The sequence below is a fragment of the Pseudomonas sp. MWU16-30323 genome, from assembly GCF_020515595.1.
Classification (GTDB): domain Bacteria; phylum Pseudomonadota; class Gammaproteobacteria; order Pseudomonadales; family Pseudomonadaceae; genus Aquipseudomonas; species Aquipseudomonas yamanorum.
In genome coordinates, this window is sequence record NZ_JAIWYM010000012.1 from 141,352 (window position 1) to 163,366 (window position 22,015).

21 protein-coding genes are annotated in these 22,015 nt (G+C 60.1%); 3 read left to right on the plus strand and 18 right to left on the minus strand.

Features of this window, described 5'->3' with window-relative positions; all coding sequences use genetic code 11:
• The 7 genes from LIY45_RS16480 to LIY45_RS16510 all read right to left on the minus strand — a co-directional run bounded on the left by LIY45_RS16480 (position 1) and on the right by LIY45_RS16510 (position 8,574).
• On the minus strand, positions 1 to 804 hold the full coding sequence (locus LIY45_RS16480) for an ABC transporter ATP-binding protein (protein ID WP_017477991.1): 804 nt from the start codon (positions 802 to 804) through the stop codon (positions 1 to 3).
• Entirely contained in the window at positions 801 to 1,949 is a 1,149-nt protein-coding gene (locus tag LIY45_RS16485) for an ABC transporter permease (protein WP_226476934.1), read from the minus strand. The genes LIY45_RS16480 and LIY45_RS16485 overlap by 4 nt, the downstream gene beginning before the upstream one ends.
• 55 nt (positions 1,950 to 2,004) lie before the next feature.
• Positions 2,005 to 3,048 carry a DUF5924 family protein gene (locus LIY45_RS16490; protein WP_017477993.1) on the minus strand — a complete coding sequence of 348 codons (1,044 nt, stop codon included), beginning with the start codon at positions 3,046 to 3,048 and terminating at the stop codon, positions 2,005 to 2,007.
• 71 nt (positions 3,049 to 3,119) lie between these two features.
• A complete protein-coding gene (locus LIY45_RS16495; RefSeq protein ID WP_201140645.1) occupies positions 3,120 to 4,502 on the minus strand; it encodes an insulinase family protein in 1,383 nt (460 codons plus the stop codon).
• A gap of 58 nt (positions 4,503 to 4,560) precedes the next feature.
• Positions 4,561 to 6,219 carry a Na/Pi cotransporter family protein gene (locus tag LIY45_RS16500; protein WP_017477995.1) on the minus strand — a complete coding sequence of 553 codons (1,659 nt, stop codon included), beginning with the start codon at positions 6,217 to 6,219 and terminating at the stop codon, positions 4,561 to 4,563.
• A 214-nt stretch (positions 6,220 to 6,433) separates the two neighbouring features.
• Positions 6,434 to 7,201, minus strand: coding sequence for a TerC family protein (locus LIY45_RS16505; protein ID WP_003214768.1), 768 nt, complete (start codon positions 7,199 to 7,201; stop codon positions 6,434 to 6,436).
• A 65-nt stretch (positions 7,202 to 7,266) separates the two neighbouring features.
• Positions 7,267 to 8,574, minus strand: coding sequence for a CitMHS family transporter (locus tag LIY45_RS16510; protein WP_017477996.1), 1,308 nt, complete (start codon positions 8,572 to 8,574; stop codon positions 7,267 to 7,269).
• A 272-nt stretch (positions 8,575 to 8,846) separates the two neighbouring features.
• On the opposite strand from LIY45_RS16510, the gene LIY45_RS16515 reads away from it, so the two are divergent.
• The gene (locus LIY45_RS16515; protein WP_226476935.1) at positions 8,847 to 9,248 is read left to right on the plus strand and encodes a GFA family protein; all 402 of its coding nucleotides are present in this window, start codon (positions 8,847 to 8,849) and stop codon (positions 9,246 to 9,248) included.
• Here the strand turns inward: LIY45_RS16515 and LIY45_RS16520 are convergent.
• From LIY45_RS16520 to LIY45_RS16570, 11 genes are all read right to left on the minus strand, one after another.
• Entirely contained in the window at positions 9,245 to 11,206 is a 1,962-nt protein-coding gene (locus LIY45_RS16520) for a DUF4105 domain-containing protein (protein WP_226476936.1), read from the minus strand. The two genes, LIY45_RS16515 and LIY45_RS16520, sit on opposite strands and share 4 nt — an antisense overlap.
• A complete protein-coding gene (locus LIY45_RS16525) occupies positions 11,203 to 11,523 on the minus strand; it encodes a DUF2388 domain-containing protein (protein WP_003214760.1) in 321 nt (106 codons plus the stop codon). The genes LIY45_RS16520 and LIY45_RS16525 overlap by 4 nt, the downstream gene beginning before the upstream one ends.
• A 26-nt stretch (positions 11,524 to 11,549) precedes the next feature.
• On the minus strand, positions 11,550 to 11,858 hold the full coding sequence (locus LIY45_RS16530; protein ID WP_226476937.1) for a DUF2388 domain-containing protein: 309 nt from the start codon (positions 11,856 to 11,858) through the stop codon (positions 11,550 to 11,552).
• Between the two features lie 107 nt (positions 11,859 to 11,965).
• Positions 11,966 to 12,286 (minus strand): DUF2388 domain-containing protein, encoded by a 321-nt coding sequence (locus tag LIY45_RS16535; protein WP_017478000.1) that lies wholly within the window; start codon positions 12,284 to 12,286, stop codon positions 11,966 to 11,968.
• Positions 12,287 to 12,441: 155 nt separating this feature from the next.
• Positions 12,442 to 12,636, minus strand: coding sequence for a DUF1127 domain-containing protein (locus LIY45_RS16540; protein WP_226476938.1), 195 nt, complete (start codon positions 12,634 to 12,636; stop codon positions 12,442 to 12,444).
• A 264-nt stretch (positions 12,637 to 12,900) separates the two neighbouring features.
• Positions 12,901 to 13,116 (minus strand): DUF1127 domain-containing protein, encoded by a 216-nt coding sequence (locus LIY45_RS16545; RefSeq protein WP_003214752.1) that lies wholly within the window; start codon positions 13,114 to 13,116, stop codon positions 12,901 to 12,903.
• A gap of 318 nt (positions 13,117 to 13,434) precedes the next feature.
• Complete coding sequence (locus LIY45_RS16550) at positions 13,435 to 14,928, minus strand: acetyl-CoA hydrolase/transferase family protein (protein WP_177069799.1); 1,494 nt, start codon at positions 14,926 to 14,928, stop codon at positions 13,435 to 13,437.
• Between the two features lie 180 nt (positions 14,929 to 15,108).
• Positions 15,109 to 16,545, minus strand: a complete 1,437-nt coding sequence (locus LIY45_RS16555) for an NAD(P)(+) transhydrogenase (Re/Si-specific) subunit beta (protein ID WP_003214748.1) — start codon at positions 16,543 to 16,545, stop codon at positions 15,109 to 15,111.
• Positions 16,545 to 16,865 carry an NAD(P) transhydrogenase subunit alpha gene (locus LIY45_RS16560; protein WP_003187417.1) on the minus strand — a complete coding sequence of 107 codons (321 nt, stop codon included), beginning with the start codon at positions 16,863 to 16,865 and terminating at the stop codon, positions 16,545 to 16,547. Before LIY45_RS16560 ends, LIY45_RS16555 begins: the two co-directional genes overlap by 1 nt.
• Positions 16,866 to 16,880: 15 nt before the next feature.
• A complete protein-coding gene (locus LIY45_RS16565; protein ID WP_017478003.1) occupies positions 16,881 to 18,002 on the minus strand; it encodes a Re/Si-specific NAD(P)(+) transhydrogenase subunit alpha in 1,122 nt (373 codons plus the stop codon).
• A 446-nt stretch (positions 18,003 to 18,448) separates the two neighbouring features.
• Positions 18,449 to 19,348 (minus strand): LysR family transcriptional regulator, encoded by a 900-nt coding sequence (locus tag LIY45_RS16570; RefSeq protein ID WP_226476939.1) that lies wholly within the window; start codon positions 19,346 to 19,348, stop codon positions 18,449 to 18,451.
• 157 nt (positions 19,349 to 19,505) lie between these two features.
• Between LIY45_RS16570 and LIY45_RS16575 the strand changes: the two genes are divergently transcribed.
• Together LIY45_RS16575 and LIY45_RS16580 are read left to right on the plus strand one after the other, a co-directional pair.
• Positions 19,506 to 20,687 (plus strand): acyl-CoA dehydrogenase, encoded by a 1,182-nt coding sequence (locus tag LIY45_RS16575; RefSeq protein WP_010168706.1) that lies wholly within the window; start codon positions 19,506 to 19,508, stop codon positions 20,685 to 20,687.
• Between the two features lie 13 nt (positions 20,688 to 20,700).
• Positions 20,701 to 21,921 (plus strand): CaiB/BaiF CoA-transferase family protein, encoded by a 1,221-nt coding sequence (locus LIY45_RS16580; protein ID WP_017478005.1) that lies wholly within the window; start codon positions 20,701 to 20,703, stop codon positions 21,919 to 21,921.
• The last annotated feature ends 94 nt before the right edge of the window (positions 21,922 to 22,015 follow it).

A 22,015-nucleotide genomic window follows, 5' to 3' on the forward strand; every position in this document is an offset into this window, starting at 1 on the left:
TCATACCTCGTTGAGCAGTTGAGCGGCATCCAATGCCGCGCGGCCCCGTGGGCCATGGAAGTATTCGTGAATCCAGGCGTCGTCGGTTTCCGAGACGACATCGATGGCATCTGCCACCAGTACCTTTTTCTGCGCCAGCACCGCCACGCGGTCGGTGATGGTGTACAGCGTGTCGAGGTCGTGGGTGACCAGGAACACGCTCAGGCCCAACGCATCGCGCAGGGTCAGGATCAGTTGGTCGAAGGCGGCGGCGCCGATCGGGTCGAGGCCGGCGGTGGGCTCGTCGAGAAACAGAATGTCCGGGTCCAGCGCCAGGGCGCGGGCCAGGGCTGCGCGCTTGATCATGCCGCCGGAGAGTGACGAGGGATATTTGTCCGCGGCCGACAACGGCAGCCCGGCCAACGCCAGTTTCACTGCCGCCAGGTGTTCGGCGTCGGGACGGCTGAGGCCGGCATGCTCGATCAGCGGCAAGGCGACGTTTTCCGTGACCGTCAGCGAGGAAAACAGTGCGCCCTTCTGGAACAGCACACCGAAGCGCCGCTCCACCATCGACCGCTCATGCTCCGAGAGGCTCGGCAAGTTCTGCCCGAACACCCGCACTTCCCCTTCGCTGGGCTGGCGCAGGCCAATGATGCTGCGCAGCAGCACCGACTTGCCGCTGCCGGAGCCTCCGACGACGGCGAGGATTTCGCCCTTGTACAAATCCAGGTCGAGGTTCTCGTGCACGCTTTGCGAACCAAAGCGGTTGCACAGCCCGCGGACTTCAATCACCGCCTCAGTGGGCGCACGGCGCAGACGACTCACCAGCCCATCTCCATGAAGAACAGTGCGGCGACCGCATCCAGTACGATCACCACGAAAATCGATTGCACCACGCTGGAGGTGGTGTGGGCACCGACGGATTCGGCGCTGCCGCTGACCTTGAAACCTTCGAGGCAGCCGATGGCGGCGATCAGGAATGCGAAGATCGGCGCCTTGACCATGCCGACGAGGAAGTGCTGCACGCCAATGTCCGATTGCAGCAGCGAGAGGAACATCGCCGGCGAAATATCCAGGGCCACGGCACACACCACACCACCACCGATAATCCCCGAGAGCATCGCGAGGAACGTCAGCATCGGCAGCGCCACCAGCAATGCCAGCACCCGGGGCAGCACCAGCAACTCCATCGGGTCGAGGCCCAGGGTGCGAATCGCGTCGATCTCTTCGTTGGCCTTCATCGATCCGATCTGTGCGGTGAAGGCACTGGCGGTGCGGCCGGCCATCAGGATCGCGGTAAGCAACACGCCGAATTCCCGCAGGAAGGAGAACGCCACCAGGTCCACGGTAAAGATGCTCGCGCCAAAACTGGCCAGCACCGTGGCGCCGAGAAACGCCACCACCGCGCCCACCAGAAAGGTCAGCAAGGCCACGATGGGTGCGGCGTCGAGACCGGTCTGTTCGATATGCGCGACCATTGGCGTCACGCGCCAGCGCTTGGGCCGGAATACGCCACGGGCGAAGGTTTCGAGGATCAGGCCGATAAAGCCCAGCAGTTTCATGCCGTCTTGCCAGACGGTGTAGACCGCGCCGCCAATGCGCGCGAGCAATATGATGCCGGCGGCTTCTTCCGGTTCTTTGACCGGCACACAGAAGTCGTTCAGGGAGCGGTAGACGGTTTTCAGCAATGCGCGGTCGGCGGTCGAGAGGCTGCAGTCGGTCTGTTCGGCGGATTGTTCGATACGCTCGGGGCCGAGCAACTCCACCAGCAGCGAGGCGCCGGCAGTGTCCAGGGCGCCGAGACCGTTAAGGTCGATGCGTGCGCCCGCGTCGTACTGGCCGTCGAGCTTTTCCGACAGCTTCTTCAGGTTGGCATAGTGGGCCAGCGTCCAATCTCCCGTAATCCTCAACAGTGGAGGTTGGGTGGACGTGTCCAGATGGGCTGCACCGGCCGTTGTGCTACTGGTCATAAGCTCCGAGCTTGTTTGGCTATTCCAGAATTCCTACGTAATAGCACGATCCTGCCTACTTTGGCGCGTCTGGCGTTGTGGCGTCCTGACCGGGGTCAGTCACCTTGAAGCGCAACACACCGATCACTTGGCCATCTTCGGTCAGCACCCGTACCTGCCAGCGTCCTACCGAGTCGGGGGGGAAGTTCTGCTTGTGGGTCCAGGCCCGATAGCCTTCCTTGCGCCCACCATGGATGTCCAGGGCGATGCGGTCGACTTCCTTGCCGTTGAATTTCCACACATGGTAGATCCGCTCATCCAGGCCGCGCGGCGCGTTGATCGCGGTGTAGGCATACAGCCCGCTGCTGCGCAGTTGGGCGGCGCTGACTTCTTTCAGGTCATCGCCGGGCGTGCGGTCCTGTAATTGGGTGCTGATGGCCACTTCGGTCATCCACAGGGTAGCGGGCGGCACCCACGTGCGCAGGAACCAGCCGGCGCAACCAATCGCTGCGGTAACCCCCAACAGCATCGCCCAACCCTTGATGCTGCGCAGCGGCAGGCTCACGGCCAGGCTCGGGATCGACAGCAGCATTGCCACGCCGAGGGCCAGTTTGTAACTCTCGGCGGTGGTCAGGTGCAGGATGATCGGCAGCGCGGTCAGCAGGGCCGCAAACAGGGTCAGGGTGTGCAGTGCGAGAAACAGTGAGCGCTTGGGCGCCAGCCACTTGTAGTACAGCGGGTCGGTGATCGAGACCAGCGCCGCCGCACCCAGCAGGCCGGTAAAAATCGACTGGCCGCTGTTCCAGGTGGTGGTGACAAAAAAGAACGGCAGGACAAAAAACAGGCTTTCCTGGTGGATCATCTGCGTGGCGTAGCGCAGCAGCGGTTCGGGGATTTCCCGCTTGAAGACTTTGCTGAACAGTTGGGTGAGGCTGTTTTCGAGCATCAGCCATAACCAGCTCACCAGCATAATGATGGCGATCCAGCTGGCCATGCCTTGCTGGCGATCCACCAGGATGAAGCTGCTCACACCCGAGATGAAGCCGCCGAGTGCAATCACCCCTGGGTAGCGCTTCATCAGCTCGAGGATGCGCTGGATGTAGTGGGTCAGGTTAGGCATTCGGCAGTTCACAGTCTTTGTAGGAAAAATCCCAGACAGAATAACGTTTTAGCCGTTTTCTCGGGGCCTGATTACGCAATCCCTTTGCGATAACGCCACACGCCCAGCAACACAATCGCAAGCAGCCCCAGTGCGCCGGCGGCGATCCAGTTGAGGGTGTCGTAGCTGAACAACGGTTTCTCGATGCGCCAGTAGCCGTTCTGCTTGAGCAATTCGCGCATGGCCTGGTTGGCTTGCTCCAGGCTGACGGCCTTGATGCGCTTGGCCGGGTCGCTGAAACGCCCTTTGGCGTAGTCGCCCGAGGCACTCCAGTAATAGTCGGCCAACGCGCTATTACCTTGAACGGCCCAGGCCTGGCGGGCGATGGCGGCTTGTTGCAGGCGGGCGAAGGTGGCCGGGTCGAGGCCGTCCTTGAGCAGTTGGGCCCTGAGGGTTTCCAGTACGTGCTCGGCTTCGGGCAGGTTGTCGCGTTCAAGGTCGGCGTTGAGGCTCATGAAGCCGACACCGCCCAGCACTTCGCGCTCGCTCCATGGGCCGTAGGACAAACCATGCTGCAGCCGCAGTTGGCGATACAGCGCCCAGTCCAGGTAGTCCTTGAGCAGGTCGAAGGTTTCATCGTACTGGTCGTCCAGTACCGGCTCGGGGAATAACCAGTGCAGTTTGGCGTTGTCACCGACCCAGCCGTGGATCAGGTCTCGGCGAATGGCGGCGGCGTGTTGAATGTCCGGCAGTGGGCGATGTTCGCTGGGGTCAACCGGGTCAAGCGCGCCGTAGGTGCGTTCGAGATAGGCCGGCAGCAGCTTGTCGAGGTCGCCGACAATGATCAGGGTCATGTTGTTGGGGGCGTACCAGGCCTTGCGCAGCTTTTCCAACTGGTCGCGAGTCAGGTGCTCGACTTCGGCCCGCTCGGCGCATTTGAGGCCCAGCTCGACGGCAAGCTGACTGCTGGCCTTGTGGCCGAGGTCCTGGCGGTCCAGCAGGCGTTGCAGGTGTGAGTAATGGCCGCCGTCTTCGCGCTCCACCACCTGTTTGGCGGCGTTGATGTTGGCGTCGGTCAGCTGGGTGCGGGTGATGATGGCCAGCAGCAGGTCGAGTACCTTGCGCTGGTTTTGCGCCGGGGCTTCGATGACGAAAGTGGTGTCGGCGTTGCTGGTGTAGGCGTTCCAGTCGCCGCCGAGGGCTTGCATGCGTTCTTCCAGCTCACCTTCACCGCCGCCGTCTATACCGCTGAACAGCAGGTGTTCCAGCAGGTGCGGCAGCTCCTTGTCTTCGCAACTGAAGTCATCCAGGCCCACACCCACCACCAGGCGAATGGCCACGTGGCCGCGTTCAGTGCCCGGCTTGAGCAGCAACTGCAGGCCGTTGGGCAGGGTGTAGCCCTCGACTTGCAGGCGGTCAAAGGCAAAGGTGTGTGCCGAGCCCATGAGCAGGCAGGCGAATAGCAGGCGACGCATAACAGGCTTCCTGGCGAGTGAGGTCCGTTGTTAACTGACTTCACTCGCCGTCGTACGTTCAGGGCGAATGGGTGATGTCGGCAATATCGTCCGCCGAGAGGGCGCCGGTGTCGGTGGTTTCCAGCACCACATAAGCGCTGCTGCAGAACAGCGAGTTCAGACGCTTCATGTCGGCAATCAGCTCCAGGTGCAGGGAACTGGTCTCCAGGCTCTGTACGATTTTACGTTGCAAGCGGCTCACGTGGGCGTGGGCCAGGCGACGCTCCTGAGCGCGGAAGCGACGTTTTTCCCGCAGCAGTTGCCGGGCGCTTTCCGGGTCGGCGCTGAGGAACACCGACAGGCCCAGGCGCAGGTTGGCAATCAGCTGGGTTTGCAGGCCGGCCAGCTCTTCCAGGCCGACTTCGGAGAACGAGCGGCGCTGGGAGGTCTTTTGCTGCTGGACCTTGCGCAGCATGCGTTCGATCAGGTCGCCGGCCAGTTTCAGGTTGATCGACAGCTCGATGATCTCGGCCCAGCGTCGGCTGTCTTGCTCGCTGAGGTCTTCCCGGGGCATTTGCGCAAGGTAGAGCTTGATCGCGCTGTAGAGCGCCTCGACATCGTCGCTCAGGCTGCGCATTTCCTGGGTAATGGCGGTCTGCTTGCCCCGCAGCACTTCCAGCATCGAGGTCAGCATGTTGTCGATCAGGTCCCCCAGGCGCAGGGTTTCGCGGGCGGCGTTGGCCAGTGCCAGGCTTGGGGTGGCGAGTGCTGCCAGGTCCAGGTGGCGCGGCTTGGCAAGGCCGTTGACCTCTTCGCGTTCCGGCAGCAACCAGGCGCACAAGCGGGACATTGGGCCAATGGTCGGCAGCAGGATCAGGCAACGGATAACGTTATAGAGCAGGTGAAAGGTGATCACCATGCCTTGGGGGCTGTAGTCCAGAGTGTCCATCCAGCCGACCAGCGGGTCGAGTACCGGGATGATCAGCAACAAGCCGATCAGCTTGTACAGCAGGCTGCCCAGGGCCACCTGGCGCCCGGCGGCGTTCTGCATGCTGGTGCTGAGGAAGGCCAGCACGCCACTGCCGATGTTGGCGCCGATCACCAGGCCGATGGCCACGTGCAGGCCGATCACGCCGGCACCGGCCAGGGTCGCGGTCAGTAGGACGGCGGCCAGGCTGGAGTAGGAAATCATCGCGAACAGCGCGCCGACCAGGGCGTCGAGCAAGATGTCGCCGGTCAGCGAGGCGAACAGGACTTTAACGCCCTGTGCGTGAGTAATCGGGCCCGCGGCTTCGACGATCAATTGCAGCGCGAGGATGATCAGCCCGAGACCGATCCCGACACGACCCATCTGCCCGGCGCGCGTCTGTTTGCGCGACAGGAAGAAAATTACCCCAAGGAAAATCAGCAGCGGTGACAGCCATGAGAGGTCAAAGGTCAGCACCCGCGCCATCAACGCCGTACCGACGTCGGCACCGAGCATGGTCGCCAGGGCAGGCATCAGGCCCATCAGGCCCTGGCCGACAAACGAGGTCACCAGCATCGCCGTGGCGTTGCTGCTTTGCACCATGGCCGTCACCAGGATGCCGGCGATAAACGCCAGCCAGCGCTTGGACATGTTCTGCCCGATGACCTGGCGCAAGTTGGAACCATAAACCCGCAGGATGCCGGTACGGACGATGTGCGTGCCCCAGATCAGCAGGGTTACCGCGGAAAGCAGATTGAGCAGGGTCAGCATGCTGGGCCCCCTGTGTTGAGTCGTGCTCCAATCGGAGCCAGTGAATAGTGCCGCGTGCCTTTCTACGTCTTGTACTTAAGCTGTAGTTGGCGAATGGGCTCGGCGCCAGCATCGCATAGCTAAAGTCGGGATTGAAACAAAACTGTCATGAAATCAGCTTTTTGCAGATGAAAAAAAGGGGCTCGAGAGCCCCTTCTTCAGCAGCGGGTCAAGGTTATTGACCCGGAATGTCCTTGCGCAGTTTCACAGGGTCCTGCTGTTTCTTCTTTTTCGCGATGGCAGTGCGCATCTTGATATTCACCGCTTCTACCGCCAGGGAGAACGCCATGGCGAAGTAAACGTAGCCTTTTGGTACGTGAACATCGAAGGCTTCGGCGATCAGCACGGTACCCACCACCAGCAGGAACGACAGCGCCAGCATCTTCAGCGACGGGTGCTTGTCGATGAAATCGCTGATGGTGCCAGCGGCCAGCATCATCACCAGTACGGCGACGATGATCGCGGCCACCATCACCGGTACGTGGGAAACCATACCGACGGCGGTAATCACCGAGTCCAGGGAGAACACGATGTCGATGATCGCGATCTGGATGATGGTGTAGATGAACTTGCCACCGGCACCTTTTGGCTCGTCGTGGGTTTCGTCTTCACCTTCCAGGGCGTGGTACATCTCCTGGGAGCTTTTCCACAGCAGGAACAGGCCACCGAAGAACAGGATCAGGTCGCGGCCGGAAATGCCCTGGCCGAACACCACGAACAGGTCGTCGGTGAGGCGCATCACCCAAGTGATCGACAGCAACAACAGGATCCGCGTGACCATTGCCAGGGCCAGGCCGAAGATCCGGGTACGTGCCTGCATGTGCTTGGGCATGCGGCTGACCAGGATCGAAATCATGATGATGTTATCGATGCCCAGGACGATCTCGAGGGCCGTCAGGGTGAAGAAAGCAATCCAGATTTCCGGATTGGTCAGCCATTCCATGTGTATTCCTTTGAACGAGTGTTAGACCGCGCCAGCTTTAGGAGCCGGCGCAGTGAGTTGTACGATTATAGAGTGCTGAACAGCGGAAAAATCCCCATCAGCAATGCGGCGACCATTATGCACAGGCACACCAGCACCGCCCACTTGAGGGTGAAGCGCTGGTGATCGCCAAATTCGATACCCGCCAGCGCCACCAACAGGTAGGTGGATGGAACCAGTGGGCTCAACAAGTGCACGGGTTGGCCAACGATCGAGGCGCGGGCCATTTCCACGGCGGTGATGCCGTAGTGGCTGGCGGCTTCGGCCAGTACCGGCAGAACGCCGTAATAGAAGGCATCGTTGGACATGAAGAAGGTAAACGGCATGCTCACCAGCGCGGTGATCACGGCCAGGTAAGGGCCCAGGGCATCAGGGATGACCGCCAGCAGGCTCTTGGACATGGCATCGACCATGCCGGTGCCGGACAGGATGCCGGTGAAGATACCGGCGGCGAAGATCAACCCGACTACCGCCAATACGCTGCCGGCGTGGGCGGCGACGCGGTCTTTCTGCTGCTGCAGGCACGGGTAGTTGACGATCATCGCGATACTGAAGGCCACCATGAACAGCACGGGCAGCGGCAGCAGGCCGGCGATCAGGGTGCACATCAGGGCCAGGGTCAAGGCGCCGTTGAACCAGATCAACTTTGGACGGCGGGCATCCGGGTACTGTGAAACGCTGATTTCGCTGTGGTCGATCTCGTCGCCGTGCAGGTGCAGTTCGCCGAGGCGCGCGCGTTCGCGTTTGCCGTACATGTAGGCAATTACCAGGATCGCAACCACACCCGCCAGCATCGCCGGGATCATCGGAACGAAAATATCCGACGGGTCTACATGCAGCGCGCTGGCCGCGCGAGCCGTCGGGCCGCCCCACGGGGTCATGTTCATCACGCCGCCGGCGAGGATGATCAGGCCGGCCATGATCCGCGGGCTCATGCCGATGCGCTTGTACAGCGGCAGCATGGCGGCCACGCAGATCATGTAGGTGGTGGCGCCGTCACCGTCCAGCGAGACCACCAGGGCCAGTACGGCGGTGCCGACCGAGACCTTCAGCGGGTCGCCCTTCACCAGTTTGAGGATCTTGCGCACAGCCGGGTCGAACAGGCCGGAGTCGATCATCAGGGCAAAGTAGAGAATGGCGAACATCAGCATCACGCCGGTCGGCGCGAGCTTGGTGATGCCTTCGAGCATCATCGGGCCGATCTTCGGCGCAAAGCCGCCGAACAGCGCGAACAGGATCGGCACGATGATCAGGGCAATCAGCGCGGACAGGCGCTTGGTCATGATCAGGAACATGAACGTGATGACCATGGCAAAGCCAAGGAAAGTCAGCATAGGAATACTCCAGGCGTAGCGCGGCTAGGGAATGGCGAACCGGTTGGGCTCAGCGCAGAACGAACAGCACGAGGCGTACGGGTGGAGTCGGGGCAAAGAGGCGGGTACGAGCGGACATCGGGAATCACCATTGTTGTTGTTAACAACCGGTCTGTTGCCGGTAGTGGTGGGCGATCCTAGTCTCGGAAGCTTTCAGCCAGCTTTCGCTTGAGAAACAGGCTACGTTGAATGACGACTGGTCCTATATGAAATAAGGACGTGAGGAACAGAGCATGCATGAGCAACACCAAGGCGGCTGCCATTGCGGCCAGGTGCGTTATCAGTTCAGCGGGGCGTTGGTGGATATTGCCCACTGCCACTGTTCGATTTGCCGACGGGTCAGCGGCGGGTTGGTGACCACCTGGATCACCCTGCCCCGTTTCGCGTTTGCCTGGGTGGCGGGAGCGCCGACGCAGTACGAATCTTCATCGACGTGCGTGCGGTATTTCTGTTCGAACTGTGGGGCGCACCTTGCGTTGATGACCCGCCTGAGCCCCGAGAGTATCGATGTGACCATCGCAACCCTGGATCACCCGGAGCTGGCCCCGGCAGATCGGCACATCTGGGTAGAGAGCCGATTGCCGTGGTTGCATCTGGATGAGCAATTGCCGGAAGAAGACGGAGAAACGCTCTAGGGCAGTTCGAACCCGCCGGAGGCCTTGTGCAAGGCGCGCAAGTGCTCGCCCAACTGCTTGAGGTTGGCTTCACATGCGGCAATCTCCGCCGCGCGGGACGGTTCCAGCAGAGCCCTCACCTCTTTGTCCAGATCGCCGGTCAGCGACTGCAGTTGCTTCTGGCGCGCAGCGCTTTCTGATTCCAGGCGTTTGGATTCTGTCGGCTGTGGCAAGCCGTAACCGCTGGTGCCCAGCAGCTCTGCCGGGCGACTGAGGAAGCCGCTATTGGCGAGGATCTGCTGCAAGGTGGCGTTGGCTTTCTCCATGCCCCCGTTCTTCAGCTCCCGGGCGCCGAGGTAGCGTTGCTTGACTTCATCCTGGGCCAGCATGAGCTGCTTGCGGAAACTCGCCTGTTCCAGCAGTAGCAAGGCGGCGCTGGTGCGCAGGTCGGCTTCGGCAAACCATGGGCGACGTTCCTCGGCGCTCAGGGACAACCAATCCTCCACTTCAGCCTGTTTGATCGGCAGGCGCTTTTTCAACACCTCGAACATCGCCTGGTACCGCTCGCGGAAGGAGTCGAAGTGATAGCCCAGGCGCAGCGCGCGTTTTTTGTCATCCAGCACACTGGTATCGGCCAGGCCCCGGCCCTTGAGGACTTCCAACAGGCCATTGGGGGTGATGTTGTCCAGTCCGGTCAGTTGCGGGTTGGCGCTGCCGCTGCGTAACAGTTTCAGGCTCTCCACTGCGCAGTTGTTGGAGATGAAGAAGTAGTTGCCGTCGTAGCTCCAGTGCATTTCGGCGGCGTGCTCGACGGTGTCGTTGATCTCCTGGCGCGTCAGTTTCAGGGGCACCGAGGCCAGGCCACGCAGTTCGGTCTTGGTGTACTCGTCGATGACCTGGGACAACGGCAGCACGAACAGCCGCGACGGATACTTGCCGATCAGGCCGTCCCAGCTTGAAAGCTGTACGTCACCGACAAACGCGCGGTAGGACAGAACCAGGTGCTGATCCAGGTCCAGCCGGCAATCCGGGCCCCGTGGCCGGCCCGGGGCGCAGATCACCAGGCGCAGCATGCTGTGGCCCCAGCGGCTCACCAGGTTCTGGTTGGCTTCGGCCAGCAGGTAGTCGATTTCATAGACCCGCTCGGGATCGACCTGGCCCAGTGGCGTCTTGGCGAAGTCGTTGCCGGCGTTGAGGAAGGCGTAGGTTTTGGCGCAGGTGTCCTTGGCCGGCGGCGCCCAGCCAAAGTGTTCCTTGTAATAGCGGTACAGCGAAGGCCGGCGGCAGGCGTAGCTCGGGTCGAGGAGGAAGTACTCCATGTTGACCGCGACGAACTCCAGCGGGCTGGTAGTTTCGTAGATGTCCGGGCTGCGGGCGACCTGGTGGTTGTTCTGTTCACGTTCGCCCCGGCGCCCGACGTATTGCGGCCACCCTGCTAGGTCCAGCAGGCGTGGGTCATCGCTGAGGGTAAAGCGACGGTCGTTCTGGCCCCGGCATTGATCGGGCAGGCCGATCAGGCCGGTGATGTTGTTCTGGCGGCTGCAGCGCTGGATCAGCTTGCGGTCAGCGCTGGACCACAGACGGGCACGGTCGTAGATGTGGGTCAGTTCATGCAGCACGGTGGCGAGCATTTCCCGGCGCACAGTGCCGTGGGGGCGATTGGTTTTTTGCGTCGCGGCGCTGCCGTCGGTGAGGCCTTCCAACAGGTTGCTGTTGAGGTCCAGTTCGGACACCAGCGAGGCCTGGCCGTAGGCGTTCTCGGGCATCTTATCGGTCCAGCCGACGTCGATGGTCCGGTCCAGTTGCTCGATGAAGCGCGGCGGCAACGCCTGCATCGCTTCATCCAGCAATGCCTGGCTGGCCTGTTGCTGGGCCGGGCTCAAGCCAACGGTCTTGAGCCGCAGTTGCAGAGCGGCCTGAGCCGCGCTGGCGCCCAGCAGCAAGGTGCCGGCCAGTAGCCAGGCGGCAATGCGCCTCACAGAGAGAGGATAGCTTCGGCGAGGACCTGGTCGCTGGCGTCGCGGGCTTCCGGCACGCGGGTCCGCAGGGTGTCGAAGGCGGCTTCCAGTTGAGCGCCGCGAATTTCGCCATTGCTGGCGACGAAACTGGCGGCATCGTCATGGGCTTCGCGTACGACTTTGGAGTCGCGGATGGACGTGGTGGTGTCCGACGTGAAATCGATGGTGCGGGCCGAAGCACGGACGATGATGTTACTGGTGGCCTTCAGGGTTTGTGCCTGGGCAACACCAGCCAACAACAGCAGGCCAAGAGCGGCGGCGATCAGCGGGCTACGCATGGAATGACTCCGAAATACAAAGATGATTATTGGACGAGAATTGCTTGCGCCAGTTCAAGGTCACTGGCGTTAAGTTTTGGCTGGGTATGGCGCAGATAATCCAGCGCTGATTCCAGTCGGGCTCCCCGCCATTGGCCGTCAGTGGCAATGAAAGCGGCAGCGTCATCCTGGGCGGCCAGTATCAGTTTATGGTCGAACGGTGCGGAGGTCACTTTGCTGGTGGCGTACGCACTGACAACGAGGCTCTGGGTGGACAGGTCAAAGGCCAGAACCTGCGTGGACCAGCAGACGCAAAATAATACGGGGACGATCAACAGGCGGTATGAAAAAGCCATGGGACTCGACAACTGAAAACGAGCGCCAAGGCTAGCGTAATGCCCGTGCGAGAGCCAGCGTGGAGGGTTCAAGGAGCGCTTGGCGCTCCCCTCTTCCTCGCCTGCGGTCAGATGGCCAGGATCGCTTGGGCCAGTTGAGCGTCAGTCGCGGTGTTCAGTTGCGGAGCCTGTTGGCGGATCTGGGCCAGGGCGCTTTCCAGCTTCACGCCACGGATCGCGCCTTCGCTGGCGACGAAGCTGGCGGCGTCGTCTCGGGCAGCACGTACGACCTTGTTGTCACGCAGGGAGGATGTGGCGTCGGAAGTCGCATCTGAGGTGGCTTTCAGTGCGCCGACGATCGAGTCTGTGGTCACGATCAGGCTGGAGGCGTTGGCATTGGCAGCCAGGGCCAGCAGGGCTGCAGTGCTCAGCAGGCGAAGACGGGACATGGGGTGACTCCTGTAGATGAACGAATAAGGGTGGCACAAAGCCGCTAATGTGAGCAGCGGGACCATGGGCATCAGACGCCCGTTCTACAGGGTTCGCCACGTGGTAAATGGATATTAAGCCGCCGTTTATCTGTTCGGATAGCCACCCGAAGCGATTACTCACTCCAGAACGACTTGGACAGCTCAGCTGCTCGGTCGCCGTGACTGATGCCAGCGTCTGACAATTCTCGCGGATCCAACTGGGCCAGCAGCCTGCGCGTGCGGGAACGTTGCTCCCAGCGAGCAAGCGCTGCGGCCGTGCGCTTGAGTAGCCTTATCAACAGAGGGCGTCGCTGGATTTGGGTATTCATGGCGAACGTCTTTCATGAGGTTCTGGGACACCATGTTGGGCTGGAAGGTAATGCCAGTACAGATACACCAAGTCTTAATTGTACTGCTTAATTGTTATGTTTTTTAAACTGTACCTGTACATATAAAAGCCGACTGTTTTCACTCTCAAAAAACCCAGATCCCAGAAACGACAAAACCCGCCTCCTGTTACCCGGGGCGGGTTTTGTTTTCACAATTCAGAGTGCTGGCGGTGGACCCGGTGGGTCAGGGCCAGCGGACGCTAATTAGCGCCAGAATGGCTTGCTCAGCTCTTCGTAGCGTTGTGCTTCGCTGATACCGGCGTCAGCCAGCAGACGCGAATCCAGACGAGCCAGTTGGTGGCGGCTGGAGATGCGGCGCTGCCACAACATCAGGTTGGCGAGAACGCGCAGAGGCAGGGAGGCCTGGGTGTTTACAGCTTTTTCTTCGAAGAACAGATCGGAACTGAGTGTACGTTCCATGATGACATCCTTCCGCTTGTGGCGGGATTAGGTAGTGGTTTAACTGATGCCAATGATCCTCCTCCGGCGCAAGACTCTCTAGATACAGTTCACCTGTATTGTGAGGGGCCAGTTAACTGTTTATAAAGGCTGTACTGTACGAAATTGGGGCAACTGTACCTGTCGGCACTTTTATGGTGCGTTTTAGGCGTTTTTGGAGATTGAGGTAGGATGTTTCGGTAGGAAATGACCGGTACAGCAGTACAGTTTTTTATAAAAGTTGAGTTTGGAAACCCGGACTGATGAAACTGTGTTTGCATCAGTCCGAATCTGTATCAATCACGCCTTCAGCATATGCCCGGTTTCTTCCAGGTTGATGTGCCAACTCAGTGCTTCCCGCAAGATATGCGGGGTGTGCCCGCCCAGCGCGCAGGCTTGGGTGAAGTAGGTATTCAGGGCATCGCGGTACGCCGGATGCACACAGTTGTCGATGATGACCCGAGCCCGCTCCCGCGGCGCCAGGCCCCGTAGGTCGGCCAGGCCGACTTCGGTCACCAGGATATCGACGTCATGCTCGGTATGGTCCACATGGCTGACCATTGGCACCACGCTGGAAATCGCGCCGGCCTTGGCAATCGACTTGGTGACAAAGATCGCCAGGTGCGCGTTGCGCGCAAAGTCGCCCGAGCCGCCAATCCCGTTCATCATCCGGGTGCCGCAGATGTGGGTGGAGTTGACGTTGCCGTAGATGTCAAACTCCAGCGCAGTGTTAATGCCGATGATGCCCAGGCGGCGCACCACCTCCGGGTGGTTGGAGATTTCCTGGGGCCGCAGCACGAGCTTCTCTTTATAGCGGTCCAGGTTGCCGAACACGTCGGCGTTGCGCCGTTCCGACAATGTGATCGAGCTGCCTGAGGCAAAGCTCAGCTTGCCGGCATCGATCAGGTCGAACGTGGAATCCTGGAGGACTTCCGAATACATCGTCAGGTCTTCGAACGGGGACTCGATCAAGCCACACATCACCGCGTTGGCAATGTTGCCGATGCCTGCCTGCAGCGGGCCGAGCTTATTGGTCATGCGCCCGGCGTCGACCTCTTCTTTAAGGAAGTTGATCAGGTGATTGGCGATCGACTGAGTGTCACTGTCGGGCGGCGTCACGGTGGAGGCCGAATCCGCCTGATTGGTGATGACGATGGCGACGATCTTCTCCGGCGGGATCGGGATCGCGGTACTGCCGATGCGGTCGTCCACGGCCACCAACGGAATCGGTGTGCGAGTCGGGCGATAGCTTGGGATATAGATGTCGTGCAGACCTTCCAGGTTCGGGTTATGTGCCAGGTTGATCTCGACGATCACCTGCTTGGCGAAAATCGCGAAACTGGCGGAGTTGCCAACGGAAGTGGTCGGCACAATGTGGCCTTGCTCGGTGATCGCTACGGCTTCGATTACCGCAATGTCCGGCAGCTTGAGCTGATTGTTACGCAGTTGCTCGACGGTCTCCGACAAATGCTGGTCGATAAACATCACCTCGCCGGCATTGATCGCCTTGCGCAGGGTGCTATCTACCTGGAATGGCATGCGTCGCGACAGTACACCGGCTTCGGTCAGTTGCTTGTCCAGGTCGTTGCCCAGGCTGGCGCCGGTCATCAGGGTGATTTTCAGCGGTGATGTCTTGGCGCGTTCGGCCAAGGCGTGAGGCACGGCCTTGGCTTCACCGGCGCGGGTGAAGCCGCTCATGCCGACGGTCATGCCGTCCTGGATCAGTGCGGCAGCGTCAGCCGCGCTCATGACCTTGTTCAACAACGAAGGCAAGCGGATACGATCACGGTACATGGATTGTTATCTCGGGCTACGGAAGCAAGATGCGCAGTCTAGTGATTTCAAAAAGTTTCGTCCCGCTACCATGGTCGAATGCCAGGCAGCGATTTAGAGCCTTTTGTCGGTTTTCTATCAGCAATAAAAAACCCCAGCCTACTAAAGGCCAGGGTTTTGAGTATTGCGCTGGCGCAGTGTTTATTCGACGGCCTTGACCATGTCTTCGATGACCTTCTTGGCATCGCCGAAGACCATCATGGTCTTGTCCAGGTAGAACAGTTCGTTGTCCAGGCCAGCATAGCCGCTGGCCATCGAGCGCTTGTTGACGATGATGGTCTTGGCCTTGAACGCTTCGAGGATCGGCATGCCCGCAATGGGCGACTTGGGATCGTTCTTGGCGGCCGGGTTGACCACGTCGTTGGCGCCGAGCACCAGCACCACGTCGGCCTGGCCGAACTCGGAGTTGATGTCTTCCATCTCGAACACCTGGTCGTAAGGCACTTCTGCCTCGGCCAGCAGCACGTTCATGTGGCCAGGCATACGGCCGGCAACCGGGTGGATCGCGTACTTCACGGTCACGCCGCGGTGAGTCAGCTTCTCGGTCAGCTCTTTCAGCGCATGTTGCGCCCGGGCTACCGCGAGGCCGTAGCCCGGTACGATGATAACGGTGTCGGCGTTGGTCAGCAGGAAGGTCGCGTCGTCAGCCGAGCCGGACTTCACCGGGCGCGCTTCTTTCGAACCAGCCGGGCCGGCGGCGTCTGCCGTGTTGCCGAAACCGCCGAGCAGCACATTAAAGAAGGAGCGGTTCATCGCCTTGCACATGATGTACGACAGGATTGCGCCGCTTGAGCCCACCAGCGAGCCGGCGATGATCAGCATCGAGTTGTTCAGCGAGAAGCCGATACCCGCCGCCGCCCAGCCTGAGTAGCTGTTGAGCATCGAGACGACCACCGGCATATCGGCGCCGCCAATCGGGATGATGATCAGCACGCCCAGCACGAATGCCAGGGCCAGCATCAATGCGAAAGCGCTGAGGTTGCCGGTGAACATGAAGGCCAGGCCCAGGCCCAGCGTCAACAGACCCAGCACCAGATTCAGCTTGTGCTGACCGCCGAACTGTACCGGTGCGCCTTGGAACAGGCGGAACTTGTACTTGCCCGACAGCTTGCCGAAGGCGATGACCGAGCCGGAGAAGGTAATTGCACCGATGGCTGCACCGAGGAACAACTCCAGGCGGTTGCCGGCGGGGATCGAATCCCCCAGGTGTTTGACGATGCCCAAGGATTGCGGCTCGACCACGGCGGCAATCGCAATAAACACCGCTGCCAAGCCGATCATGCTGTGCATGAACGCTACCAGCTCCGGCATCTTGGTCATTTCCACGCGCTTGGCCATGATTGAGCCAGCGGTACCACCGACCAATAGGCCAACGATGACGTAGCCGATGCCGGCAGTCGCCAGTTCGGCGCCGAGCTTATAGATGAGGCCCACAGTGGTGAGGACCGCCAGAGCCATGCCGAGCATGCCGAACAGGTTGCCGCGCCGTGAAGTGGTTGGGTGTGACAAGCCTTTGAGGGCTTGGATAAAGCAGATCGACGCGATCAGGTAGAGCGTCGTGACCAGATTCATGCTCATTACTTGGGCGCCTCTTCTTTTACTTTCGGGGCTTTCTTCTTGAACATCTCAAGCATCCTGCGGGTAACCAGGAAGCCACCGAACACATTGACCGCGGCGAGGGCTACGGCCAGGGTGCCCATGGTCTTGCCCAGCGGCGTCACGGTGAGTGCGGCTGCCAGCATGGCGCCGACGATCACGATCGCCGAAATCGCGTTGGTCACGGCCATCAGCGGGGTATGCAGGGCCGGAGTGACGTTCCAGACCACGTGATAACCGACATAAATTGCCAGCACGAAGATGATCAGGTTGTAGATACCGGGGGAGATAAGCTCTTCCATCGTCTGAATCCCTGCTTAGGCGTTTTTGCGGATGACTTGGCCGTCGCGGCACATCAGGCACGCGGCGACGATGTCGTCTTCGAGGTTGATTTCAAACTGCCCTTCCTTGGTGAAGACCAGCTTCAGGAAGTCCAGCAGGTTGCGCGCATACAGCGCCGAGGCGTCGGCTGCGACGGCGCCGGCCAGGTTGGTCGGGCCACAGATGGTCACGCCGTGTTCCACCACCACCTGGTCTGCCACGGTCAGCGGGCAGTTGCCGCCTTGGGCTGCAGCGAGGTCGATGACCACTGAGCCTGGCTTCATCTGTGCCACGGTCTCGGCGCTGAGCAGGGTCGGTGCCTTGCGGCCCGGGATCAATGCGGTGGTGATGACGATGTCGGCTTGCTTGGCACGCTCATGCACGGCCAGGGCCTGACGCTGCATCCAGCTTGTTGGCATCGGGCGCGCGTAGCCGCCGACACCGACGGCGCACTCACGCTCTTCGTCGGTTTCGTAGGGCACGTCGACGAACTTGGCGCCCAGGGATTCGATCTGTTCCTTTACGGCCGGACGTACGTCGGACGCTTCGATGACCGCACCCAGACGTTTCGCGGTAGCGATCGCCTGCAGCCCTGCTACGCCCGCGCCGAGAATCAGCACGCGGGCGGCTTTCACTGTGCCGGCGGCAGTCATCAGCATTGGCATGAAGCGAGGGTAATGATGGGCGGCGAGCAACACGGCCTTGTAGCCGGCGATGTTGGCTTGGGAAGACAGCACATCCAGGCTCTGCGCGCGGGAGGTACGCGGCGCTGCCTCAAGGGCAAAGGCCGTGACGCCATGCTCGGCCAAGCGGGTGATGGTTTCGTTGCTGAACGGATTGAGCATGCCCACCAGCACGGCGCCGCTTTTGATCAGCGTCAGTTCGCTGTCATTGGGGGCGACCACCTTGAGGATCAACTCGGCGCCGAATGCATCACTGGCGCTGCCAATGGTTGCGCCTGCCGCTTCATAGGCACTGTCGACGACACTGGCATTGACGCCTGCTCCGCTTTGCACAGTGACCTTGTGGCCCTGGCCGATCAGCTTCTTGATGGTTTCCGGGGTGGCAGCCACCCGCGTTTCACCGGTCTGGGTTTCGAGAGGAACACCAATGTGCACGTCAAATCTCCTGCATGATCTTTTTGCTTTGATTTTGTAAAAAGGCCAGTGCACCGCAAGAGGTGCATCTGGGCGGCCGATCAGCACGATCCCGCTGAAATACAGCGGGGCGCGGCATTTTGCAGGCGAACTTTACGGCCTTCAAGAGATTATGACGGGTGACGAAAAATTAACTACAAGTCACCCTGTGACTGATTGTCGCAATGCTTACTAATAAATCTTTCAAATACAGGTGGTTAAAGGCTTATAGCTGAAATGTGAGCTGTTTTCCATCGCCGATGTGAATGGCTGTTTATCGCTGGGACTTTATGGCTACAGGCCAATATATGCATGGCTTTAAGGCTTGTTTAGAGGCAAAAACTACGGTCTTCTAAATTGCGACATATATATACATATGTAGGTATTTATAATATTTGACTACAGGGTCAGCTTGTTGGGTTTCCCCTTTAAATATTGAGGCTATAGCGTTGTGACTGGTCGATCAGCCAGTCTCGGAATGCGTGGAGAGAGGCAGATTCGACTTTTCTCTCGGGAATCATCAGGTGGTAAGCCTTCGAGCTCGCCAATACCTGAGGGCTGGCGACCACCAGGTGCCCTTCCTTCAATTCCCTCTGAATAAGGAACGGCGGGATCAGTGCGACGCCCATGTCGTGCATGGCTGCCTGGGACAACATGGAGAATAGCTCGTAACGCGGGCCTGTCATGTCGCGGGGTATGTCCAGCTGTTGCGCGTTGAACCATTGGCGCCAGGCGTAGGGTCGTGTGGTTTGCTGCAGGAGAGGCAGTTCGGCAATTTCCTGCGCGGAGAAGTGCGTTCGCTCACCCAGCAAGCGTGGGCTACATACCGGAAGCGGGTTTTCTCCCATCAGTTTGTGGGATTCGGTACCGGACCAGTCGGCATCGCCAAAGTAGATCGCGGCATCAAATTCGGTATCGGCGAACAGGAAAGGCCGTGTGCGGTTGGTGAGGTTGACGGTGACTTCGGGGTGTTTGCGCTGGAAGTCCTTGAGGCGCGGAATCAGCCATTGGGTGCCGAAGGTCGGTACCACCGCCAGTTCGATAACGTTGGTGCCCTGCTGGCCCATGACCGATAAGGTGTCGCGCTCGACCGCGTCCAGCTGCGTAGCCACTCGGCGGCTGTAGGAAAGCCCGGCTTCTGTCAGTTTTACGCCTCGGCGCGAGCGTCGAAACAGCTCGACACTCAAAAAGTCCTCGAGGCTGGCGATCTGGCGGCAGATTGCGCCCTGAGTGATCGAAAGCTCCTGCGCAGCCTTGGTAAAGCTCTCGTGGCGGGCTGCTGCCTCAAAACTGACCAGCGCCGTGGTGCTGGGAATCTTTCTGCGCATGTACCGTGGCCTCACAAGTAAAAGTCATTCATGGCGGTTCTGGATGTTACGGAGTGAGAAATTAGCACAAGGCTATGCAAAAACCTCGTTTGCCCTCCTCGCCTGGCCGGCCTAGGCTCCATGCACGACTTTTGATTTACTTCGCGAGGACTCACTCATGGGCGGTAAGGCAAGCTTCAACTGGATCGATCCACTGCTGCTGGATTCACAGCTCACCGAAGAAGAGCGCATGGTGCGCGACAGTGCCGAGCAGTTCGCCCAGGACAAGCTGGCGCCGCGTGTGCTCGAAGCTTTCCGCCATGAAAAGACTGACCCTGCGATCTTCCGCGAAATGGGCGAGACCGGCTTGCTGGGGGCGATGATTCCGGAGCAGTACGGTGGCAGCGGTCTGAACTACGTCAGCTATGGCCTGATCGCACGTGAGGTCGAGCGTGTGGACTCCGGCTACCGTTCGATGATGAGTGTGCAGTCCTCGTTGGTGATGGTGCCTATCAATGAGTTCGGCACCGAAGCGCAAAAGCAGAAATACCTGCCGAAGCTGGCCTCTGGCGAATGGATTGGCTGCTTTGGTCTGACAGAACCTAACCATGGTTCCGACCCGGGAGCGATGATTACTCGTGCGCGTAAGGTGGATGGGGGCTACAGCCTCACTGGCAGCAAGATGTGGATCACCAACAGCCCGATTGCCGATGTGTTCGTCGTGTGGGGCAAGGACGATGCGGGCGACATCCGCGGCTTCGTCCTGGAAAAGGGTTGGAAAGGCCTGAGTGCTCCGGCGATCCACGGCAAGGTCGGATTGCGCGCTTCGATCACCGGTGAAATCGTCATGGATAACGTGTTTGTTCCTGAGGAGAACATCTTCCCGGATGTGCGTGGCCTGAAAGGACCGTTCACTTGCCTTAACTCGGCACGCTACGGGATCTCGTGGGGGGCGTTGGGGGCTGCAGAGTTCTGCTGGCATACCGCGCGTCAGTACACCCTTGATCGTCAACAGTTCGGGCGCCCATTGGCGGCTACCCAGTTGATCCAGAAGAAGCTCGCAGACATGCAGACTGAGATCACCCTCGCCCTGCAAGGTTGCCTGCGGTTGGGTCGCATGAAAGATGAAGGCACTGCGGCTGTGGAAATCACCTCGATCATGAAGCGCAACTCCTGTGGCAAGTCCCTCGACATTGCCCGGATGGCGCGTGACATGCTCGGTGGGAACGGCATCTCCGATGAGTTCGGCATTGCCCGTCACCTGGTCAACCTTGAGGTGGTAAACACCTATGAGGGCACCCACGACGTGCATGCGTTGATCCTGGGGCGCGCGCAAACCGGTATTCAGGCGTTCTATTAATAGGAGGACGACCATGGGCGCGCTATCGCACCTGCGGGTACTGGATTTGTCGCGAGTGCTGGCGGGCCCTTGGGCCGGGCAGATACTGGCGGACCTCGGCGCTGAAGTGATCAAGGTCGAGCGGCCCGGCAACGGCGACGACACTCGTGCCTGGGGACCGCCCTTCCTCAAGGATGCCTATGGGGAGAACACCACTGAGGCGGCGTATTACCTGTCGGCCAATCGCAACAAGGAATCGGTGACGATCGACTTCACGCGGCCGGAGGGTCAGAAGCTGGTGCGTGACCTGGCGGCGAAGTCCGACATTCTGATCGAGAACTTCAAGGTTGGGGGCTTGGCGGCCTATGGGCTGGACTATGAGTCGCTCAAGGAGATCAATCCGGAGTTGATCTACTGCTCTATTACCGGATTTGGCCAGACTGGGCCCTATGCGACGAGGGCGGGCTACGACTTCATGATCCAGGGGCTTGGCGGGCTGATGAGTCTGACTGGCCGCCCTGAGGGTGAAGACGGCGCCGGGCCGGTCAAGGTGGGTGTAGCGCTGACGGATATTCTTACGGGACTCTATTCAACGGTTGCGATTCTGGCGGCCATGGCTCACCGAGATCATGACGGCGGTGGTCAGCATATCGATATGGCGCTGCTGGATGTGCAGGTGGCTTGTCTGGCCAATCAGGCAATGAACTACCTGACGACGGGAGTCTCTCCCAAGCGTTTGGGTAACGCTCATCCGAATATCGTGCCGTATCAGGATTTTCCTACGGCGGATGGCGACTTCATTCTTACTGTGGGTAACGACGGGCAGTTCCGCAAGTTCGCCGAGGTGGCTGGGCAGCCCCAGTGGGCGGATGATCCTCGGTTTGCCACTAATAAGCTGCGAGTGGCCAATAGAGCGACGCTGATCCCGTTGATTCGTCAGGCTACTGTGTTCAAGACCACTGCTGAATGGGTCGCTCAGCTGGAGCGGGTGGGCGTGCCTTGTGGGCCGATCAATGATTTGGCGCAGGTGTTTGCCGATCCTCAGGTAAAGGCGCGTGGGTTGGCGATGCAGTTGCCTCATGCGTTGGCTGGGATGGTGCCCCAGGTGGCCAGTCCTATGCGCTTGTCCAAGACGCCCGTTGAATATCGTAGTGCGCCGCCCCTATTGGGTGAGCATACTCATCAGGTGCTGCAGCAAGTGCTGGGTTTGACGCCTGCGAGTGTGTCGGCTCTAAAGGAGGCTGGAGTCATCTGAGGGCCCTCTTCTATATAGAGGGCTGTTTAGGCTCTCTGTAGAGAAGAGAATTGGTCGAATTTTAGTCAGAAGTGTCTATTTGATAGAAATCCTG